Source organism: Terrabacter sp. 05T424 (assembly GCF_056396225.1).
The window spans coordinates 1-16863 of the sequence record NZ_JBFTLB010000011.1 but is presented as its reverse complement, the minus strand read 5'-3'; the positions used below and the strand labels follow the sequence as shown (position 1 = coordinate 16863).

The following is a 16863-nucleotide window of genomic DNA, read 5'->3' as shown; positions in this document are numbered from 1 at the left end:
CGTCAGCGGTGCGTGCGGGAGCTCAGCAGCCGACGAGGCGCTGGGCGAGGTAGCCCTCGACCTGGTCGAGGGCGATGCGCTCCTGCGCCATGGAGTCGCGCTCGCGGATCGTCACCGCGTGGTCGTCGAGCGTGTCGAAGTCGACGGTGATGCAGAACGGGGTGCCGATCTCGTCCTGACGGCGGTAGCGCTTGCCGATGGCGCCGGCGTCGTCGAAGTCGATGTTCCAGTGCCTGCGCAGCGTGGCTGCGAGGTCGCGGGCCTTGGGCGAGAGGTCGGCGTTGCGCGACAGCGGGAGCACCGCGGCCTTGACCGGCGAGAGGCGCGGGTCGAGGCGCAGCACGACGCGCTTGTCGACGCCGCCCTTGGTGTTGGGCGCCTCGTCCTCGGCGTACGCGTCGACGAGGAACGTCATGAGCGAACGCGACAGACCGGCCGCGGGCTCGATGACGTACGGGGTGTACTTCTCGCCGGTCTGCTGGTCGAAGTAGACGAGGTCGGTGCCGGAGTGCTTGCTGTGCGTCGACAGGTCGAAGTCGGTGCGGTTGGCGATGCCCTCGAGCTCGCCCCACTCGGAGCCGGCGAACCTGAAGCGGTACTCGATGTCGACGGTGCGCTTGGAGTAGTGCGACAGCTTGTCGGCGGGGTGCTCGAAGTGGCGCAGGTTGTCGGGGTTGATGCCGAGGTCGACGTACCAGCGGGTGCGCTCGTCGAGCCAGTACTGGAGCCACTGCTCGTCCTCGCCCGGCTTGACGAAGAACTCCATCTCCATCTGCTCGAACTCACGCGTGCGGAAGATGAAGTTGCCCGGCGTGATCTCGTTGCGGAAGCTCTTGCCGGTCTGGGCGATGCCGAACGGCGGCTTGCGGCGCGAGGCCTGCATGACGTTGAGGAAGTTGACGAAGATGCCCTGCGCCGTCTCGGGGCGCAGGTAGTGCAGGCCCGACTCGTCCTCGATGACGCCCAGGTGCGTCTTGAGCATCATCTGGAAGTCGCGGGGCTCGGTCCACTGGCCCTTGGTGCCGCAGTCGGGGCACACGATCTCGCTCATCGGGATCGAGTCGGGGTCCTCGATGCCCTTCTTCTCCGCGAGCGCTTCCTGCAGGTGGTCCTGGCGGCGGCGCTTGTGGCAGTTGAGGCACTCGACGAGCGGGTCGGTGAACGTGCCTACGTGACCGGAGGCGACCCAGGTCTCACGGGGCAGGATGATCGAGGAGTCGAGGCCGACGACGTCGTCGCGGCTGGTGACCATGGACTTCCACCACTGGCGGCGGATGTTCTCCTTGAGCTCGACGCCGAGGGGGCCGTAGTCCCACGCAGACCGGGTGCCTCCGTAGATCTCACCGCTCGGAAAGACGAAGCCCCTGCGCTTGCAGAGGCTGACGACGGTGTCCACGATGGATGTCTGCTTGGCCATGCGGGACAGGTTATCGGGCCGGTGCCAGAGCATTTACCACGTGTCCTGCGTATGCCGTCGCGTCCCCTACGCTCGTCAGGTGTCCTTGAGCTTCCGTTCCCGTGTCGAGCACGCTTCGGCCCCCTGGGTCGAGCGGATGAACGCCGTGCCGCGCCCCGTGTCGTTCGGCGTCCTCGTCGCGCTCCTCGCCGTCGGCATCCTCGTCCCGCGCCCCTGGGCCGGCGTCGCCTTCCTCGTGGTGGCGGCCTTCGTGGGCTGGCTCCTCTTCCTCACCTGGCAGAGGCTGACGCTGCCGGAGCGCCTGATGCGGGCAGCCGTGCTCGTGCTGACGCTGGCGGTGGCCGTGGTCAGGATCGTTCCCACCCGTTGACCACGGCTTCTTCGATTTTGACAATCATTCTCATTTTGGGTGAGGATGGTCCTCGTGACCCCTCCCCTCCCACGCCCACGCCGGTCCCTGAGGGCTCCCGTCGCGATCGCAGCCCTCGCGACGACCGCCACGCTCGCCCTGGGCGCCTGTAGCGCACAGACCACGGCGGGCGGGCCCGACTCCCCCATCGTCACCTCGTTCTACCCGATCCAGTTCGCGACCCAGCAGGTCGTCGGGAGCACCGCCCACGTCACGGTGCTGACCCGCCCCGGCGCCGAGCCGCACGACCTCGAGCTCGCACCCCAGGACATCGGCGGCATGACGAAGGCGCGGCTCGTCGTCTACGCCGACGGCTTCCAGCCGGCGGTCGACGAGGCGGTGGGGCTCGTCGACAGCGCCAAGGTGCTCGACGTGGCCGACGCCGCCAAGCTCGTGCCGGCCAGCACCGAGGGGCACGAGGGCGAGTCGGCGGAGGACCACGATGACCATTCCGCCCACGCGCACGGCGCCGACGACCCCCACTTCTGGCTCGACCCGTCCCGCTACGCCGCCGTCGCCCAGGCGATCAGCGCCCGCCTGTCGACAGACGACCCGACCAAGGCGTCGACCTACGCGCGCAACACCGCCGTCTTCGTCGAGAAGCTGTCGCAGCTCGACGACGAGATGCGGGTCGGCCTGGCACAGTGCCGCACCAAGCAGCTCGTCACCAGCCACGGGGCCTTCGGCTACCTGGCCACGCGCTACGGCCTGCACCAGAAGGGCATCACCGGGATCTCACCGGAGGCCGAGCCGAGCGCCACCGCCCTCAAGGCAGTCTCCGACCTCGTCTCGTCCGCGGGCGTCACGACGATCTACCAGGAGACCCTCGTCGAGCCGCAGTTCGCCCAGACGGTCGCCGGGTCGACCGGGGCCCAGGTGGCGACGCTCGACCCGATCGAGGGGATCACCTCTGCGACCGCCGGCTCCGACTACTTCGAGGTCATGCGCAGCAACCTCGTGACCCTTCGCGAAGGGCAGGGGTGCTCATGAGGTCCGCGCCACTCGTGCCCCGTGACCCTGACGCCACTGACGCCGTCGTGACCCTGCGCGGCGCCGGCTTCGGCTACGGCGACCGGCCCGTGCTCACCGACGTCGACCTGACGATCCGCAGCGGCGAGATCGTGGCGATCGTCGGACCCAACGGCTCCGGCAAGTCGACCCTGATGAAGGGCGTGCTCGGCCTCAATGAGAGGACGGGGGGCTCCGTCAGCCTCTTCGGGGTCGACAGCAGCGAGTTCCACGACCGCGCGCGCGTCGGCTACGTGCCCCAGCGGCATACGTTGTCGGCCTCCGTGCGCGCGACGGCCGCCGAGATCGTGTCGACAGGACGCCTGGCCCGCATCGGCTGGCTCGGGCGACTGCGTGCCACCGACCGACAGGTCGTGGCGCGGTCGCTCGACCTCGTCGGCCTCGCCGACCGGGCCACCACCGAGGTCAGCACCCTGTCGGGCGGTCAGCAGCGGCGCGTCCTCATCGCTCGTGCCCTCGCCGCCGAGCCGGACGTCCTGATCATGGACGAGCCGACTGCCGGGGTCGACGCCGCCAGCCAGCACGTCCTCGCCGACGTGCTCGCGCGGCTCGTCGAGCGCGACGTCACCATGGTGATCGTCACGCACGAGCTCGGGGCGCTCGAGCGGCTGCTCACCCGCATCGTCGTGGTCGATGCCGGACGCATCCGTTTCGACGGCACCCCGCAGGAGTACGCCCACGCCCGCGACCACGTGCACCACGACCACGACAGCCACCACCACGACCACGAGCTCGACGGGCACGTGTCGCTGGCCCACGGGCCTCTCGACCTGAACCACCCCGAAAGGCGGCGGCCATGACCGACCTCCTCACCGTCGACTTCATGCAGCGCGCGCTGATTGCCGCGCTCCTCGTCGGCACGGTCGCCCCGATGGTAGGGATCTTCCTCGTCCAGCGGCGCCTGTCGCTCATCGGCGACGGCATGGGGCACGTCGCGCTCGCCGGCGTCGCCATCGGCCTCGTGACCGGCACGGCACCGGTGCTCACCGCTCTCGTGGCAGCGCTCGTCGCGGCCGTCGTCATCGAGCTGCTTCGCACGAGGGGACGCACCAACGGCGACGTCGCGCTCGCCGTCATCTTCTACGGCGGCATCGCCGGCGGCGTCGTCATCATCAGCAAGTCGCCCGACGGCACCCCCGCGAACCTCATGAAGTACCTCTTCGGGTCGATCCTCACCACGCAGCGCTCCGACCTCTACCTCTTCGCCGGTCTCGCCCTGCTCATCGCCGTGACCACCTGGGTGCTGCGACCCCGTCTCTTCGCCGTCGCCAACGACGAGGAGTACGCGCGTGCCGTCGGCATCCCGGTGCTCCCGCTCAACATCGTGCTGGCCGTGCTCACGGCGACCACCGTGGTCGTGGCCATGCGAGTGGTCGGCCTGCTGCTCATCAGCGCGCTGATGATCGTGCCCAACGCCGCGAGCCAGCTCGTCGCGCGGTCGTTCAGCAGCGGGCTGCGCTGGGCCATCGGGTTCGGCCTCGTGTCGTCCGTCGGCGGCGTCGCCCTCTCCTACCCGCTCAACACGCCGTCCGGCGGCACGATCGTGCTGCTCGCCGTCGGCCTCTTCGTCGCGACGGCAGTGGTCACCGGCGTGACGGCCCGCCTCGGCGGCAGACGGCACGACGTCGCCGAGCGCCACGAGCACGAGCACGGCACGGAGTGCGGCCACCCGGCCGTGCCGCACGGCGACCACATCGACTACGTGCACGACGGCCATCTCCACGCGGCGCACGAGGGTCACTACGACGAGCACGGCGCTCATCACCACGAGGACAGCCTCGCCGGCCGCGTCGGCGCAGGCTCCTCCGAGACCGCACCGACGACGGGAGCGAGACCATGACGGACCGTGCCAGCGGCACCACGCGCCGACCGACTCGTCAGCAGGCCGCCGTGGCAGACCTGCTCGAGAGGTCCGACGACTTCACCTCCGCCCAGACGGTGCATGCCCGCCTGCGTGAGGCGGGCGCCGGCGTGGGCCTCGCGACCGTCTACCGCACCCTCCAGGCCATGGTCGACGCCGGCACCGTCGACGTGCTTCGCACCGACGACGGCGAGGCCGTCTACCGGGCGTGCTCGACGCACCACCACCACCACCTCGTCTGCCGGGCGTGCGGGCGCACCGTCGAGGTCGAGGGCCCCACTGTCGAGCGGTGGGCCGACACGATCGCCGAGCACCACGGCTTCAGCGACGTGACGCACACCCTCGAGATCTTCGGCACCTGCGCCGACTGCGCCACCGTCGGAAACTGAGCACTCGACGAGACGAGCTACCGCCGTCGAGTGCCCAATTCCCTACCGTCTGAAGGGGAGCCCCCGGCGGCGTACCAGTCGAGTGCCCAGTTCCCGACGTCGGAAAGTGGGCACTCGACCTGAATCCCAGTCGAGTGCTCAGTTTCCTACGTGGCTGTGGGGGTGTCGACCGCGCCGCCGTAGCGACGGTCGCGGGCGACGTACTCCTCGATGGCGGCCCAGAGGTCGCGTCGGTCGTAGTCGGGCCAGAGCCGGTTCTGGAAGACCATCTCCGCATAGGCCGACTGCCACAGCAGGAAGTTGGACGTGCGCTGCTCGCCCGACGAGCGGACGAAGAGGTCGACGTCGGGCATCGTCGGCTCGTCGAGGTACTTCTTGATCGTCTTCTCGTCGACGGACCCGGGCCGCAGGCGACCACCCTTGACGTCCTGGGCGATTCGCTGGACGGCGTCGGCGATCTCGGCGCGTCCGCCGTAGTTGACGCAGAAGTAGAGCGTCAGCCCGGTGTTGTGCTGCGTCAGTTCCTGGGCGACCTCGAGCTCCTTGATGACCGACCGCCAGAGCCGCGGGGTGCGGCCGACCCACCGCATGCGCACCCCCCACTCGTGCAGCTGGTCACGCCGGCGCCGGATGACGTCGCGGTTGAAACCCATGAGAAAGCGGACCTCCTCGGGTGAGCGCCGCCAGTTCTCGGTGGAGAACGCGTACGCCGACAGGTGGGTCACCCCGACGTCGACGGCACCTGCCACGACGTCGAGCAGGGACGCCTCCCCAGCCTCGTGTCCCTTGGTGCGCGGCAGCCCCCGCTGGTTGGCCCACCTCCCGTTACCGTCCATGACGATTGCCACGTGCTTCGGCAGCAGCTCGCTCGGGATCGTGGGCGGCGTGGCACCGGATGGGTGCGGGAATGGCTTGGCGTACATGGGTCTCCGGATCGGTGAGGTCGGGTTCGCTTGTGGCTCAGGCCCGCTCGACGAGGCGCAGCGAACGCAGCCCGCGCTCGATGTGCCACTGGAGGAAGGCGGAGACCATGCCGTTGCCCTGACGACGATGCCGTTCGTCGCTCGCGTCGGCAACCTCCCAGTCACCCGCCAGCAGCGAGGCGAGCAGCTCGAAGGTCTCGGGTGCCGGAGCGCTCGAGCCGGGCGGACGGCATACGGAGCAGACGGCGCCGCCGGACTGCACGTTGAAGGCGCGTTGAGGACCCGGCGCGCCGCAGCGCGCGCAGTCGACGAAGCTGGGCGCCCAGCCCGCGACGGCGAGCGAGCGCAGCAGGTAGGCGTCGAGCACGAGGCCCGGGTCGTGGGCGCGCTCGGCGAGCGACCGCAGGGCGCCGGCGAGCAGGAGGTACTGCTGGGTCTGCGGTTCGTGCTCCTCGGTCAGCTGCAGCGCGGTCTCGAGCATCGAGGTCGCGCACGTGTAGGCGGTGTAGTCGCGGGCGATCGCGTCGCCGTAGGGCGCGAGGGTCTCGACCTGGGTGACCGTGTCGAGGTTGCGGCCCTCGTAGCACTGCACGTCGATGACCATGCCGGGCTCGAGACGCGAGCCGAAGCGCGACTTCGTGCGCCGCACGCCCTTGGCGACCGCACGCACCCGGCCGCGGGTGCGCGTGAGCATCGTGATGATGCGGTCGGCCTCGCCCAGCTTGTGGGTGCGCAGGACGATCGCCTCGTCACGGTAGAGGGGCATGACGCCATTCTCCCCCGCCACCCGGCCGGTGCCGCACCGCACGCGCCGGTCCGCGTCAAGTGCCCGAACTCGCACCACGGAGTCGAACACCCGTTCGAGGTTTCGGGTTATCGTGGGGGCATGGACCTCGCTCTCCAGGGTTCGCTGCTCGACCTCACCGACGCGATGACGCTCCGTGCCGTCGGCACCGGCCTCACCCGGCACCACCTCGCGCGCGGCGCGTGGGTCGACGTCAGGCCCGGCTGGCTCGCCGCCGGCGACGAGCTCTTCTCGGCTCTGCTTCGCGACGTTCCCTGGCACGCGGAGCGCAGGCAGATGTACGACTCCGTCGTCGACGTGCCGCGCCTCACGAAGTTCTACGCAGGCGACGAGCGGCTGCCCCACCCGATGCTCGATGACGCCCGCGATGCCCTCAGCGCCCACTACGCCGCCGAGCTCGGCGAGCCCTTCGTCACCGCCGGCCTCTGCCTCTACCGCGACGGCCGCGACAGCGTCGCCTGGCACGGAGACCGCATCGGCCGCTCACGCGACAGCGACACGATGATCGCCATCCTGTCGCTCGGCTCGGCCCGCACCCTCGCGCTGCGCCCACGCGACGGCGGCACCATCCCGGGTTCGACGACAAAGAGCTTGCGCTACCCCCTCGGGCATGGTGACCTCGTGGTGATGGGTGGCTCGTGCCAGCGCACGTGGGACCATGCGGTCCCCAAGACGTCAGAGCCGATGGGGCCACGCATCTCCGTGCAGTTCCGTGTCGCAGGCGTCCGCTGACCAAGGAGATCCCGTATGCCGTCCAGCCGCCCAGGTGGCCCCCTGCCCTACCTCGACCACCTCGCGGCCGACTCGGCACGGTTCCGTGCCGCCCTCGAGCACGCTCCGGCCGACGCACGCGTGCCCACCTGCCCCGACTGGGACGCCGACGACCTGCTGTGGCACCTCGCGGAGGTGCAGTGGTTCTGGGGTGAGATCGCCGAGCGCGGCCTCACCGACCCCGCCGACCTCGACGCGATGAATGCGAGCCGCGAGGAGCGACCGGCCGACCGCGCCGGGCTGCTCGACCGCTACGACCGCTCGAGCGAGCGGCTCCACGGCGTCCTGGCCGGCCTGACCCCGGAGACTCCGCTGTGGATGTGGGCCGACGACAAGAGCGCCKGCTACATCGGCCGACGCCAGGCCCACGAGGCGTTGATCCACCGGCTCGACGCCGAGCTGACGGTGGGCGACCGCACCCCGCTCGACTGCCGACTGGCTGCCGACGGCGTCGACGAGGCGCTGCGGATCATGCGTGGCTACGAGCCCGAGCCGGGCCTCACGCACGAGCCCACGGGTCCCGCCGTCACGATCGCGACCGTCGACGCCATGCACGCCTGGACCGTCACGCCGGTGCGCATCACCGGCACCGACGCGGACGGCGACGTCATCGACACCGAACGCTTCCTCGTGGTCGACGGACCCGACGACGCGGCTGTTGCCGAGATCTGCGGGTCCGCCGCCGACCTCGACTGCTGGCTCTGGAACCGTCCCGCCGACGGCGAGATCACGCGCGAGGGCGACGCTGCGTCTCTCGCTGCCGTCGACGCGGTGCTCCGCGGCTCGATCGACTGAGGTCGGCACCTGGTGCAGCGCCGTGTGTGCACCAGCCGGGGCCAGAGTCCGTGCGAGCACACACGCGAACCCGGCTGTTCGGTGCCGCCGCGACGACGGGTCCTACCCGCCGACGTAGGCGGCGAGGTGCTCGCCCGTGAGGGTGGAGCGGGCGGCGACGAGGTCTGCCGGGGTGCCCTCGAAGACCACCGTGCCACCGTCGTGGCCGGCGCCGGGGCCGAGGTCGATGATCCAGTCGGCGTGCGCCATGACGGCCTGGTGGTGCTCGATGACGATGACCGACTTGCCGGAGTCGACGAGCCGGTCAAGCAGGCCCAGCAGCTGCTCGACGTCGGCGAGATGCAGGCCTGTCGTCGGCTCGTCGAGGATGTAGGTGCCGCCCTTCTCGCCCAGGTGCGTGGCGAGCTTCAGCCGCTGGCGCTCCCCGCCGGAGAGCGTCGTGAGCGGCTGGCCGAGGCTGAGGTAGCCGAGTCCCACGTCCTCGAGGCGCCCGAGGATCGTCGCCGCGGCGGGGACCTTGGCCTCGCCGTCGCTGAAGAAGGCGTGCGCCTCGGAGACGGGCATCGCGAGCACCTCGGCGATGTTCTTGCCGCCGAGCTCGTACTCGAGCACAGCCGCCTGGAACCGTCGGCCCTCGCAGTCCTCGCAGGGCGACTCGACGGTGGCCATCACCCCGAGCTCGGTGAAGATCACGCCGGCCCCGTTGCAGGTCGGGCACGCCCCCTCGGAGTTCGAGCTGAAGAGCGCCGGCTTGACGCCGTTCGCCTTGGCGAAGGCCTTGCGGATCGGCTCGAGCAGGTCGGTGTAGGTCGCGGGGTTGCTGCGGCGTGAGCCCTTGATCGCGGCCTGGTCGACCGTGACGACACCCTCGCGACCCTGGACGGACCCACGCACGAGCGAGCTCTTGCCCGAGCCCGCGACACCCGTCAGCACGACGAGCACACCGAGCGGGATGTCGACATCGACGTCACGCAGGTTGTTGGTGTCGGCGCCGCGCACCTCGAGGGTGCCGGAGGGCGAACGGAACGCCGACTTCAGGGTGGCCCGGTCGTCGAGGTGCCTGCCCGTGACGGTGTCGCTGGAGCGCAGACCGTCGACCGTGCCCTCGAAGACGATCTGGCCGCCGCCGGTGCCGGCCTGCGGCCCGAGGTCGACGACGTGGTCGGCGATGGCGATCGTCTCGGGCTTGTGCTCCACCACGAGGACGGTGTTGCCCTTGTCGCGCAGCCGCAGGAGCAGCCCGTTCATCTGGGCGATGTCGTGCGGGTGAAGCCCGATCGTCGGCTCGTCGAACACGTAGGTGACGTCGGTGAGCGAGCTGCCGAGGTGGCGGATCATCTTGGTGCGCTGGGCTTCTCCACCCGACAGCGTGCCGGCGGGCCGCTCGAGCGAGAGGTAGCCGAGCCCGATCTCGACGAACGAGTCGAGGCTGTGGCGCAGCGAGGTGAGCAGCGGCGCCACCGACGGCTCGTCGAGCTCGCGCAGCCACTGGGCGAGGTCGCTGATCTGCATCGAGCACAGGTCGGCGATGCTCTTGCCGGAGATCTTGGACGAGCGCGCCTCGGGCGTGAGGCGGGTGCCCTCGCACTCGGGACAGGACTGGAAGGTCACCGCCCGCTCGACGAAACGCCGCACGTGCGGCTGCATGGCCTCGGGGTCCTTGGAGAGCATCGACTTCTGAATGCGCGGGATGATCCCCTCGAACGTGAGGTTCACGCCCTCGACCTTGATCTTGGTCGGCTCGGAGTAGAGCATCGTGTCGAGCTGCTTCTTGGTGAACTTCTCGATCGGGGTGCCCATCGGCAGGCCGACGCCCTCGAAGAGCCGGCCGTACCACCCGTCCATCGAGTAGCCGGGGACGGTGAGCGCACCCTCGCTCAGCGACTTCGACGCGTCGTAGAGGGCCGTGCGGTCGATGTCGCTGACGTGGCCCATACCCTCGCACCGCGGGCACATGCCGCCGAGGTAGACGGCCTCGCGGACGACGGCCTTCGCCACCCGGCCGCCCTTGTCGGTCGACATGACGCCGCTCGCCTTGCGGGTGGGCACGTTGAAGGAGTACGCCGTGGGCGGGCCGACGTGCGGCTTCCCGAGCCGGCTGTAGAGGATGCGCAGCATCGCGTTGGCATCCGTGGCCGTGCCCACGGTCGAACGCGGGTTGGCACCCATGCGCTCCTGGTCCACGATGATGGCGGTCGTCAGCCCCTCGAGCACGTCGACGTCGGGACGGGCGAGGTTCGGCATGAAGCCCTGCACGAAGGCGCTGTAGGTCTCGTTGATCATCCGCTGGGAGTCTGCGGCGATGGTGTCGAACACGAGCGAGCTCTTGCCCGACCCCGACACGCCCGTGAACACGGTCAGCCGGCGCTTCGGGATCTCGACGCTGACGTCCTTGAGGTTGTTCTCGCGCGCGCCCTGGACGCGGATCAGGTCGTGGCTGTCGGCGACGTGGCGCTCGGACGTCGCGGTGGCAGAACTGCTGGCCTTGCTCATCGTGTCTCCATCGTCAGGTGTACGCGTCAAAGGTCTCGTGGGTCGCGCGACTGTCACACCAGCCAGCGGCCGTCACGCATGAGGTCGCGCCCGGTGAGCTCGTCGGCCTCACGCCAGGCCTGCACCCGCCGCGGCGAGATGCGGAACCAACGGTACGGCGTGGTCAGCTGCCGCGGGTCGAACCCGGTGCGCGTGGCGAACCGGTCGCCCTCCTGCTGGCCCAGCTCGCCGATCTCGAGCACCTCGACGTCGCCCTCCACCAGCGTCACGTCCCGCGTCTCGCCCAGCGCCAGACGAACCGTGCGCGTGGCCGCCAGGTTGCGACCGGTCGGGCTGTCGGCCGGCGTGGAGACCAGCACTGCCCTGCCGTCCCAGTCGAAGGAGAGTGGCACGAGGTGGGGGGTGCCGTCGGCCGAGGCGGTGGCGACCCAGAGGTCGACGTCGTCGGCGAGCCGGGCCTCGGTGTCTCGTCGGCGTTGGGCGCGTGGGCGCGGATCGTCGGTCACGTTCACTCCACGGGGTCGGTGCGTGCTCGGTCTTGGACGCTCTGGGTCACGCTAGCCGCGGCGTCGGAAAGTGAGCACTCGACGTTGGCGGCGGCCGTCGGAAAGTGGGCACTCGACGTCGGCACGCGACGTCGGGCGCGGGCGTCGGAAAGTGGGCACCCGACGAGAATGTGGCGCACCCTCCTCGGTGACGGTCTCCGACCCGGCCAGTCGAGAGGTCAGGCGCGGGCCCGGCGGCGGGGGCGCGGCAGGGAGGAGTGGACGGTCGCGGCGAGGGCGACCGCAACCGGCACGAAGGCGAAGAGGTAGCGGGAGCGACCCTGCAGCAGGAGCGTGAACGCCGCGATGCCGAGCACCGTGACCGCCATCAACAGGGTCTCTCGCCGGTAGGGCGCACGCAGCAACCCGAAGCCCGCGACGAGCAGCACCGCCAGCCACACGGCCTGTGTCACGTCTGCCCGCAACGGGTACCACGACCCGTGGAAACCGTTGAGCTCGTGGACGACTCCTGTGAGGCCTGTCGCCGGCGCGAGTGTGCCGGCGAGCGAGTCGGGTCCCTCGCCCCAGGCCCAGAACAGCCCGTCGCCCCAGTTCCACGCAGCCTTGTTGCCGTAGAAGGCCAGCGTGCCGCCGAGGCCGCGCTCGGCCCAGCGGTCACCGAGGAAGCCAGCGGCATACGCCCTCATCTGCTCCGGGTCACGGCCGGTCACGGCATCGACCATCTCGCGCGAGTAGGCCCCGTAGTTGACGACGCCACCGGGGGTGCGCTGCTCGTCGGCGCCGAGGGCCACCCACCAGAGGATCGGCGGTGTGGCCGTCGGGTCGATGCGCGACGACTCGACGCCCGAGACCGTCGTGGCCGCAGCCGACAGACCCACCCCGACGCCGACGAACGCCACCATCGAGAGGGCACACGCCGCGATGACTCCGGCGCGCCGGACGGGCTGCAGGTCGTGGTCGAAGATCGCCACCACCGCCGTCAGGACGCCGGCGATGGCGACGACCACGGGTGTCGTCTTGATCGTGTAGGCGACCGCGATGCTGACGACGGCCAGCGCCCACAGCGCGACGCGCGCCGTCCGAGGACCGGGGGCCAGGGCCTTGACGGCCAGTGCCACGCCGCCCATGACGAAGGGCATGGCGTAGAAGTCGGTGTAGGGCACGGCGAGCCACGGGCTCGTGCCGACGAGCACGAGGGTCGTCAGCTGGGCGGCGAAGGCCGGGCCCCGGCTGGCGACGCGCACGACGAGCAGGTGGACGGCATACAGGGTCACGGCGACGCAGACGGCGTTGAGCGGCACGAGAATGGCGTCGGGTGACAGCGAGAAGGCTTGTCCGACAGCGACGCCCACGCGGTCGATCGCCAGCAGCGGCACGTTGTTGGGGTAGAGGGACAGGTAGTCGTATTCGCCGCTGCCCAGGGGGCGCCCGGCCTGCAGGGCCCTCGCCATGTCCATGATCACGCGCGCGTCCCAGCCGTAGCGGTAGCCGGTCATCAGTCCCATCGCCCCCGCGACCGCTCCCCCACCGACGGCTGTCACAACGGGCAGCCAACGGTTCTTCGCCCAGGCCGGCACCCGCACCAGGACGGCCAGCGCCAGCAGGGCGAGAGTCACGGCGACGACCACCAGGGGCCGGTGGGCCACGTTGACCGCTCGCGGCGCGACGAGCCCGACGGAGGCTACGGCGACGAGCGACACCCCGGTCAGCCTGAGCAGGGCTCGGCCGACCGGGGTGTCCATGGTGCGTGACGCTACCTCAGCCGGCGACGCCGTCGGCGGCGGCCTCGTCGGCGACGCGGTCGCGGTGGGCCCGGTTGCACGCGGACACGACGGCCTTGAGCGAGGCGGTGACGATGGACGAGTCGACGCCGACGCCCCAGAGGACGCGCGGACCGATGGCGCACTCGACGTATGCCGCAGCGCGCGCGTCGCCACCCGCAGACAGGGCGTGCTCCGCATAGTCGAGGACACGCATGTCGGGAGCGCCCTCGATCGTCATGAAGGCGTCGAGGAAGGCCGCGATCGGACCGTTGCCCCGGCCCTTGACGGTGACCGGCTCGCCCTCGTCGGTGATCGTCGCCTCGATGGTCGAGTCGCCGTCGACCGTCGAGTCGGTGACGACGTTGACGAGCTCGAAACGCCCCCATGGCCTGGCCGGGTTCGGGAGGTACTCGTCCTGGAAGCGCGCCCACAGCTCGGCGGGGGCCACCTCACCACCGTCCTGGTCGACGCCGCGCTGGACGACGCCGGAGAACTCGATCTGGAGCCGGCGCGGCAGGTCCATCTGGTGCTCGGACTTCATGATGTAGGAGACGCCGCCCTTGCCCGACTGGCTGTTGACGCGGACGACCGCCTCGTAGGAGCGGCCGAGGTCGTGCGGGTCGACGGGCAGGTAGGGAACGCCCCAGACGAGGTCGTCGACGCTCGTTCCCTTGTCCTTTGCCTCGACCTCCATCGCCTCGAAGCCCTTCTTGATGGCGTCCTGGTGCGAGCCGCTGAAGGCGGTGAAGACGAGGTCCCCGCCGTAGGGGTGACGCTCGCCGACGGGCAGCTGGTTGCAGTACTCGACGGTGCGGCGGATCTCGTCGATGTCGCTGAAGTCGATCTGCGGGTCGACCCCCTGGCTGAACAGGTTCATCCCGAGCGTCACGAGGTCGACGTTGCCGGTGCGCTCGCCGTTGCCGAAGAGGCACCCCTCGATGCGGTCGGCCCCGGCGAGGTAGCCGAGCTCGGCCGCTGCCACGCCCGTGCCGCGGTCGTTGTGCGGGTGGAGGCTGACGACGAGCGACTCGCGCCGGTCGAGGTTGCGCACCATCCACTCGATCGAGTCGGCGTAGACGTTCGGGGTGATCATCTCGACGGTAGCGGGAAGGTTGACGATCATCTTGTGGTCGGGCGTGGGGTCGATGACGTCGATGACCGCGTTGCAGATGCGCATCGCGAAGTCGAGCTCCGTGCCGGTGTACGACTCGGGCGAGTACTCGTAGTAGATCGCCGTGTCGGGGATCGTCTCCTCGAGCTTCTTGATCAGCCGCGCGCCCTGCACGGCGATGTCGATGATGCCGTCCTGGTCGAGCCCGAACACGACGCGACGCTGCAGGATCGAGGTCGAGTTGTAGAAGTGGACGATCGCCTCCCTGGCGCCGCGGATCGCGTCGAAGGTGCGCTCGATGAGGTGGTCGCGGCACTGTGTCAGCACCTGGATCGTCACGTCGTCGGGGATGTGTCCCCCGTCGATGAGCTCGCGGCAGAAGTCGAAGTCGGTCTGGCTCGCCGAGGGGAAGCCGATTTCGATCTCCTTGTAGCCCATCTTCACGAGCAGCTGGAACATGCGCAGCTTGCGCTCGGAGTTCATCGGGTCGATGAGGGCCTGGTTGCCGTCGCGGAGGTCGACCGCGCACCAGCGTGGCGCCTGCGCGATGCGCTTGGTCGGCCACGTGCGGTCGGGCAGGTCGAACGGGATCTGCTCGTGGAACGGGACGTACTTCTGGAACGGCATTCCCGACGTCTGCTGGGGGTGGATCATCGCGCACTCTCTCTCGTCTGCGTTTCGCTCGGTGTCCGGCCGGACACGGGAAACTCCGCGACGAGGAGGGCCGGGATCAGGCCTCGTCGCGGCAGAGAAGGAGGAGGCTCACCGCACGCACGGCTTCACCGTATGCCGGAGGGCTCGCCCACGTCCACAGGCTGGGCCGGGACGCCCGGATCCTGAGATCGGATCCGGGCGTCCCCTGCCGCGTGGCGGTTCTGTGGCCGCCCCGGCTCAGCCCTGCCCGGCCGCAGCCGCCTGCGCGACACCCTGGGACGTGCCCGAACCGTGGGGGTCCCCGCCGAGGAGGACCATGCCGTTGGCGGCGACCCCGATCAGGGTCACCGCGACCACGGCCGCGACCACCAGGCCCCTGCGGTGGGCGTTGGGCGCCGGTGCCGTGCCACCGTCGTCGACGGGGTCGAGGTCGTCGGTGCCGGCCTGCGAGCGGAGCGACAGCGCGAAGGCGACAGCCGCGGCCTCGAGCGCGGCGCAGGCCAGGTCGCTCATCCCGAGCGCCTCCGGCACCCCGGGCTCGGGTCCCAGGGGCAGGCCGACGCTCCTCGAGACGGCCCAGAGCACGATCGGTCCCGCTGCGACGACCGCGGACAGCGCCCACACGAGACGCCCCGGCCGCACCAGCACGGCGGCCGCTGCGAGGAGCTGGGCAACCGCGAGGGCGATGAAGAACACGCCGGCCGCGGCCCACTCGGTCAGGTGCTGGGGCACGACCGCGACGTGGATCACGGCAGAGCCCAGGAGCGTGCCCACGAGCCCGAGGACCCGGATGTCCAGGACCGGGCCGAGAGAGCGTCGCGTCGCGGTGACCCGGAGCCGGCCGCCACGCATGGCGACCATCCAGCCGACGACGAGGACGTTGGTGAGGAGCACGATGGCAGCGCCGTAGCCGACCGCGCGAGCCTGCAGCCAGAAGCTGTCGGACTGGAGGCGCGCGATGCAGTCGACCCCGCACGTGGTGCTCATCGCGCCCATGTGTTCGACGAGGCCCGACTGCAGCCGGAAGTCGACGGCGGCGCTGACGAGCAGGTGCGCAGCGCCGACCAGGGAGGCCGCGAGGGCGACGAGCCACGCCGACGCGACGACGGCCCGGGCACCGCGGAGCACCGGTCCGAAGCGTCGCTTGGCCAGTGTGAGGGCGGCGAGCACCGCCACGACGTAGAGCGGCGTCATCACCGCCGACTCGCGCAGCCACGTCGCGAAGGGCTCCCCTGTGCGTTCGATCGCGCCGACCGCGCCGCGCAGCGAGATCACCCAGAACCCGTCCGCGAAGGCCAGGACCACGGCGAGCGAGATGACGGTGCCCCACGGGACGGCGAACGAAGGCGCACCGGCAGGGCCGGGCGCCGACGAGGAGTCCAGCGCCGGCGACGGCACGGGCGATGGCGCCGGCCGCGTCAGTGGGCGCTGGACGTGAGCCCTGAAGGAGTGGATGGGTTGGACGGAACGAGTCGCCATTGGGACCAGCCTCGTGTCTGCAGTGAAAGAGTAAGTGCGTCAAGGCGATCGGGGTGGCCACCGCACTGGGGATGGCCACCCACGGTCGGTGGTCCGGGCTAGGTGATCTCCCAGCCGAACATCATGGCGTGGTCCTCGTGCGCCAGGTTGTGGCAGTGCGCGACGTACGGGCCGTGGAAGTCGCGGAACCCGCGGTAGACGATCACGGACTCGCTCGGGTCGAGAGCCACGAGGTCCTCGCGCGACACGTCCTCCGGGTGGCCCGCGTCGGCCTTGAGCGACACGTCCTTGCCGTTGCGCATGACCGTCCGGTGCTCCTCCATGTGCAGGTGGAAGGGATGGACCCACCCACCTCCGCCGTTGCGGATCTCCCACAGGTTGAAGCTGTTCTTCGGCTGGGACGCCAGCGGCGTCTTGCCCGCCGGGTTCTTCAGGCTGGTGGACACCGTGGCCGGCTC

Annotated in this window: 16 protein-coding genes; 7 read left to right on the top strand and 9 right to left on the bottom strand. The window is 70.4% G+C overall.

Translation table 11 applies throughout. The features are described 5' to 3' along the window. Window positions 1-22 precede the first annotated feature (22 nt). A complete protein-coding gene (locus AC1DE0_RS19020) occupies window positions 23-1417 on the bottom strand; it encodes a glycine--tRNA ligase (RefSeq protein WP_478104155.1) in 1395 nt (464 codons plus the stop codon). Window positions 1418-1496: 79 nt separating this feature from the next. On the opposite strand from AC1DE0_RS19020, the gene AC1DE0_RS19015 reads away from it, so the two are divergent. The 5 genes from AC1DE0_RS19015 to AC1DE0_RS18995 are packed head-to-tail and all read left to right on the top strand — an operon-like array spanning window position 1497 to window position 5105. Next, window positions 1497-1787 carry a DUF6703 family protein gene (locus AC1DE0_RS19015; RefSeq protein WP_478104152.1) on the top strand — a complete coding sequence of 97 codons (291 nt, stop codon included), beginning with the start codon at window positions 1497-1499 and terminating at the stop codon, window positions 1785-1787. A 45-nt stretch (window positions 1788-1832) separates the two neighbouring features. Next, window positions 1833-2816 (top strand): metal ABC transporter substrate-binding protein, encoded by a 984-nt coding sequence (locus tag AC1DE0_RS19010; protein WP_478104148.1) that lies wholly within the window; start codon window positions 1833-1835, stop codon window positions 2814-2816. Then, window positions 2813-3655, top strand: a complete 843-nt coding sequence (locus AC1DE0_RS19005) for a metal ABC transporter ATP-binding protein (RefSeq protein ID WP_478104144.1) — start codon at window positions 2813-2815, stop codon at window positions 3653-3655. The genes AC1DE0_RS19010 and AC1DE0_RS19005 overlap by 4 nt, the downstream gene beginning before the upstream one ends. After that, complete coding sequence (locus tag AC1DE0_RS19000) at window positions 3652-4695, top strand: metal ABC transporter permease (protein ID WP_478104140.1); 1044 nt, start codon at window positions 3652-3654, stop codon at window positions 4693-4695. The genes AC1DE0_RS19005 and AC1DE0_RS19000 overlap by 4 nt, the downstream gene beginning before the upstream one ends. Next, complete coding sequence (locus AC1DE0_RS18995; protein ID WP_478104136.1) at window positions 4692-5105, top strand: Fur family transcriptional regulator; 414 nt, start codon at window positions 4692-4694, stop codon at window positions 5103-5105. Before AC1DE0_RS19000 ends, AC1DE0_RS18995 begins: the two co-directional genes overlap by 4 nt. A gap of 146 nt (window positions 5106-5251) precedes the next feature. Here AC1DE0_RS18995 and AC1DE0_RS18990 read toward each other — a convergent pair whose 3' ends face one another. Together AC1DE0_RS18990 and recO are read right to left on the bottom strand one after the other, a co-directional pair. Beyond that, entirely contained in the window at window positions 5252-6028 is a 777-nt protein-coding gene (locus tag AC1DE0_RS18990) for an isoprenyl transferase (protein ID WP_478104132.1), read from the bottom strand. A gap of 37 nt (window positions 6029-6065) precedes the next feature. Next, window positions 6066-6794 (bottom strand): DNA repair protein RecO, encoded by a 729-nt coding sequence (recO, locus tag AC1DE0_RS18985; RefSeq protein ID WP_478104128.1) that lies wholly within the window; start codon window positions 6792-6794, stop codon window positions 6066-6068. Between the two features lie 120 nt (window positions 6795-6914). Here recO and AC1DE0_RS18980 point away from each other — a divergent pair, with 120 nt between their 5' ends. Together AC1DE0_RS18980 and AC1DE0_RS18975 are read left to right on the top strand one after the other, a co-directional pair. Beyond that, window positions 6915-7565, top strand: a complete 651-nt coding sequence (locus AC1DE0_RS18980) for an alpha-ketoglutarate-dependent dioxygenase AlkB (protein ID WP_478104124.1) — start codon at window positions 6915-6917, stop codon at window positions 7563-7565. A 15-nt stretch (window positions 7566-7580) separates the two neighbouring features. Beyond that, window positions 7581-8399: a maleylpyruvate isomerase family mycothiol-dependent enzyme gene (locus AC1DE0_RS18975; protein WP_478104121.1), complete on the top strand. Its 819-nt coding sequence runs from the start codon at window positions 7581-7583 to the stop codon at window positions 8397-8399. Window positions 8400-8501: 102 nt separating this feature from the next. Here the strand turns inward: AC1DE0_RS18975 and AC1DE0_RS18970 are convergent, their stop codons facing one another. The 6 genes from AC1DE0_RS18970 to AC1DE0_RS18945 all read right to left on the bottom strand — a co-directional run. After that, window positions 8502-10892: an ATP-binding cassette domain-containing protein gene (locus AC1DE0_RS18970; protein ID WP_478104117.1), complete on the bottom strand. Its 2391-nt coding sequence runs from the start codon at window positions 10890-10892 to the stop codon at window positions 8502-8504. Window positions 10893-10945: 53 nt separating this feature from the next. Next, the gene (locus AC1DE0_RS18965) at window positions 10946-11398 is read right to left on the bottom strand and encodes a pyridoxamine 5'-phosphate oxidase family protein (protein ID WP_478104114.1); all 453 of its coding nucleotides are present in this window, start codon (window positions 11396-11398) and stop codon (window positions 10946-10948) included. Window positions 11399-11616: 218 nt separating this feature from the next. Then, on the bottom strand, window positions 11617-13140 hold the full coding sequence (locus tag AC1DE0_RS18960) for a glycosyltransferase family protein (RefSeq protein WP_478104111.1): 1524 nt from the start codon (window positions 13138-13140) through the stop codon (window positions 11617-11619). Between the two features lie 16 nt (window positions 13141-13156). Next, window positions 13157-14926: a 2-isopropylmalate synthase gene (gene leuA, locus AC1DE0_RS18955; RefSeq protein ID WP_478104108.1), complete on the bottom strand. Its 1770-nt coding sequence runs from the start codon at window positions 14924-14926 to the stop codon at window positions 13157-13159. 237 nt (window positions 14927-15163) lie between these two features. Further along, on the bottom strand, window positions 15164-16405 hold the full coding sequence (locus AC1DE0_RS18950) for a hypothetical protein (protein ID WP_478104104.1): 1242 nt from the start codon (window positions 16403-16405) through the stop codon (window positions 15164-15166). A gap of 98 nt (window positions 16406-16503) precedes the next feature. Further along, window positions 16504-16863, bottom strand: a 360-nt coding sequence (locus tag AC1DE0_RS18945) for a multicopper oxidase domain-containing protein (protein ID WP_478104100.1), incomplete at its 5' end; no start/stop codon positions are given.

Coding starts and splice junctions, on each gene's coding strand:
- AC1DE0_RS18990 (WP_478104132.1), bottom strand. CDS start 6,028: ATGTACGCCAAGCCATTCCCGCACCCATCCGGTGCCACGCCGCCCACG.
- AC1DE0_RS19000 (WP_478104140.1), top strand. CDS start 3,652: ATGACCGACCTCCTCACCGTCGACTTCATGCAGCGCGCGCTGATTGCC.
- AC1DE0_RS19010 (WP_478104148.1), top strand. CDS start 1,833: ATGGTCCTCGTGACCCCTCCCCTCCCACGCCCACGCCGGTCCCTGAGG.
- leuA (WP_478104108.1), bottom strand. CDS start 14,926: ATGATCCACCCCCAGCAGACGTCGGGAATGCCGTTCCAGAAGTACGTC.
- AC1DE0_RS18950 (WP_478104104.1), bottom strand. CDS start 16,405: ATGGCGACTCGTTCCGTCCAACCCATCCACTCCTTCAGGGCTCACGTC.
- AC1DE0_RS18960 (WP_478104111.1), bottom strand. CDS start 13,140: ATGGACACCCCGGTCGGCCGAGCCCTGCTCAGGCTGACCGGGGTGTCG.
- AC1DE0_RS18995 (WP_478104136.1), top strand. CDS start 4,692: ATGACGGACCGTGCCAGCGGCACCACGCGCCGACCGACTCGTCAGCAG.
- recO (WP_478104128.1), bottom strand. CDS start 6,794: ATGCCCCTCTACCGTGACGAGGCGATCGTCCTGCGCACCCACAAGCTG.
- AC1DE0_RS18980 (WP_478104124.1), top strand. CDS start 6,915: ATGGACCTCGCTCTCCAGGGTTCGCTGCTCGACCTCACCGACGCGATG.
- AC1DE0_RS18970 (WP_478104117.1), bottom strand. CDS start 10,892: ATGAGCAAGGCCAGCAGTTCTGCCACCGCGACGTCCGAGCGCCACGTC.
- AC1DE0_RS19020 (WP_478104155.1), bottom strand. CDS start 1,417: ATGGCCAAGCAGACATCCATCGTGGACACCGTCGTCAGCCTCTGCAAG.
- AC1DE0_RS19005 (WP_478104144.1), top strand. CDS start 2,813: ATGAGGTCCGCGCCACTCGTGCCCCGTGACCCTGACGCCACTGACGCC.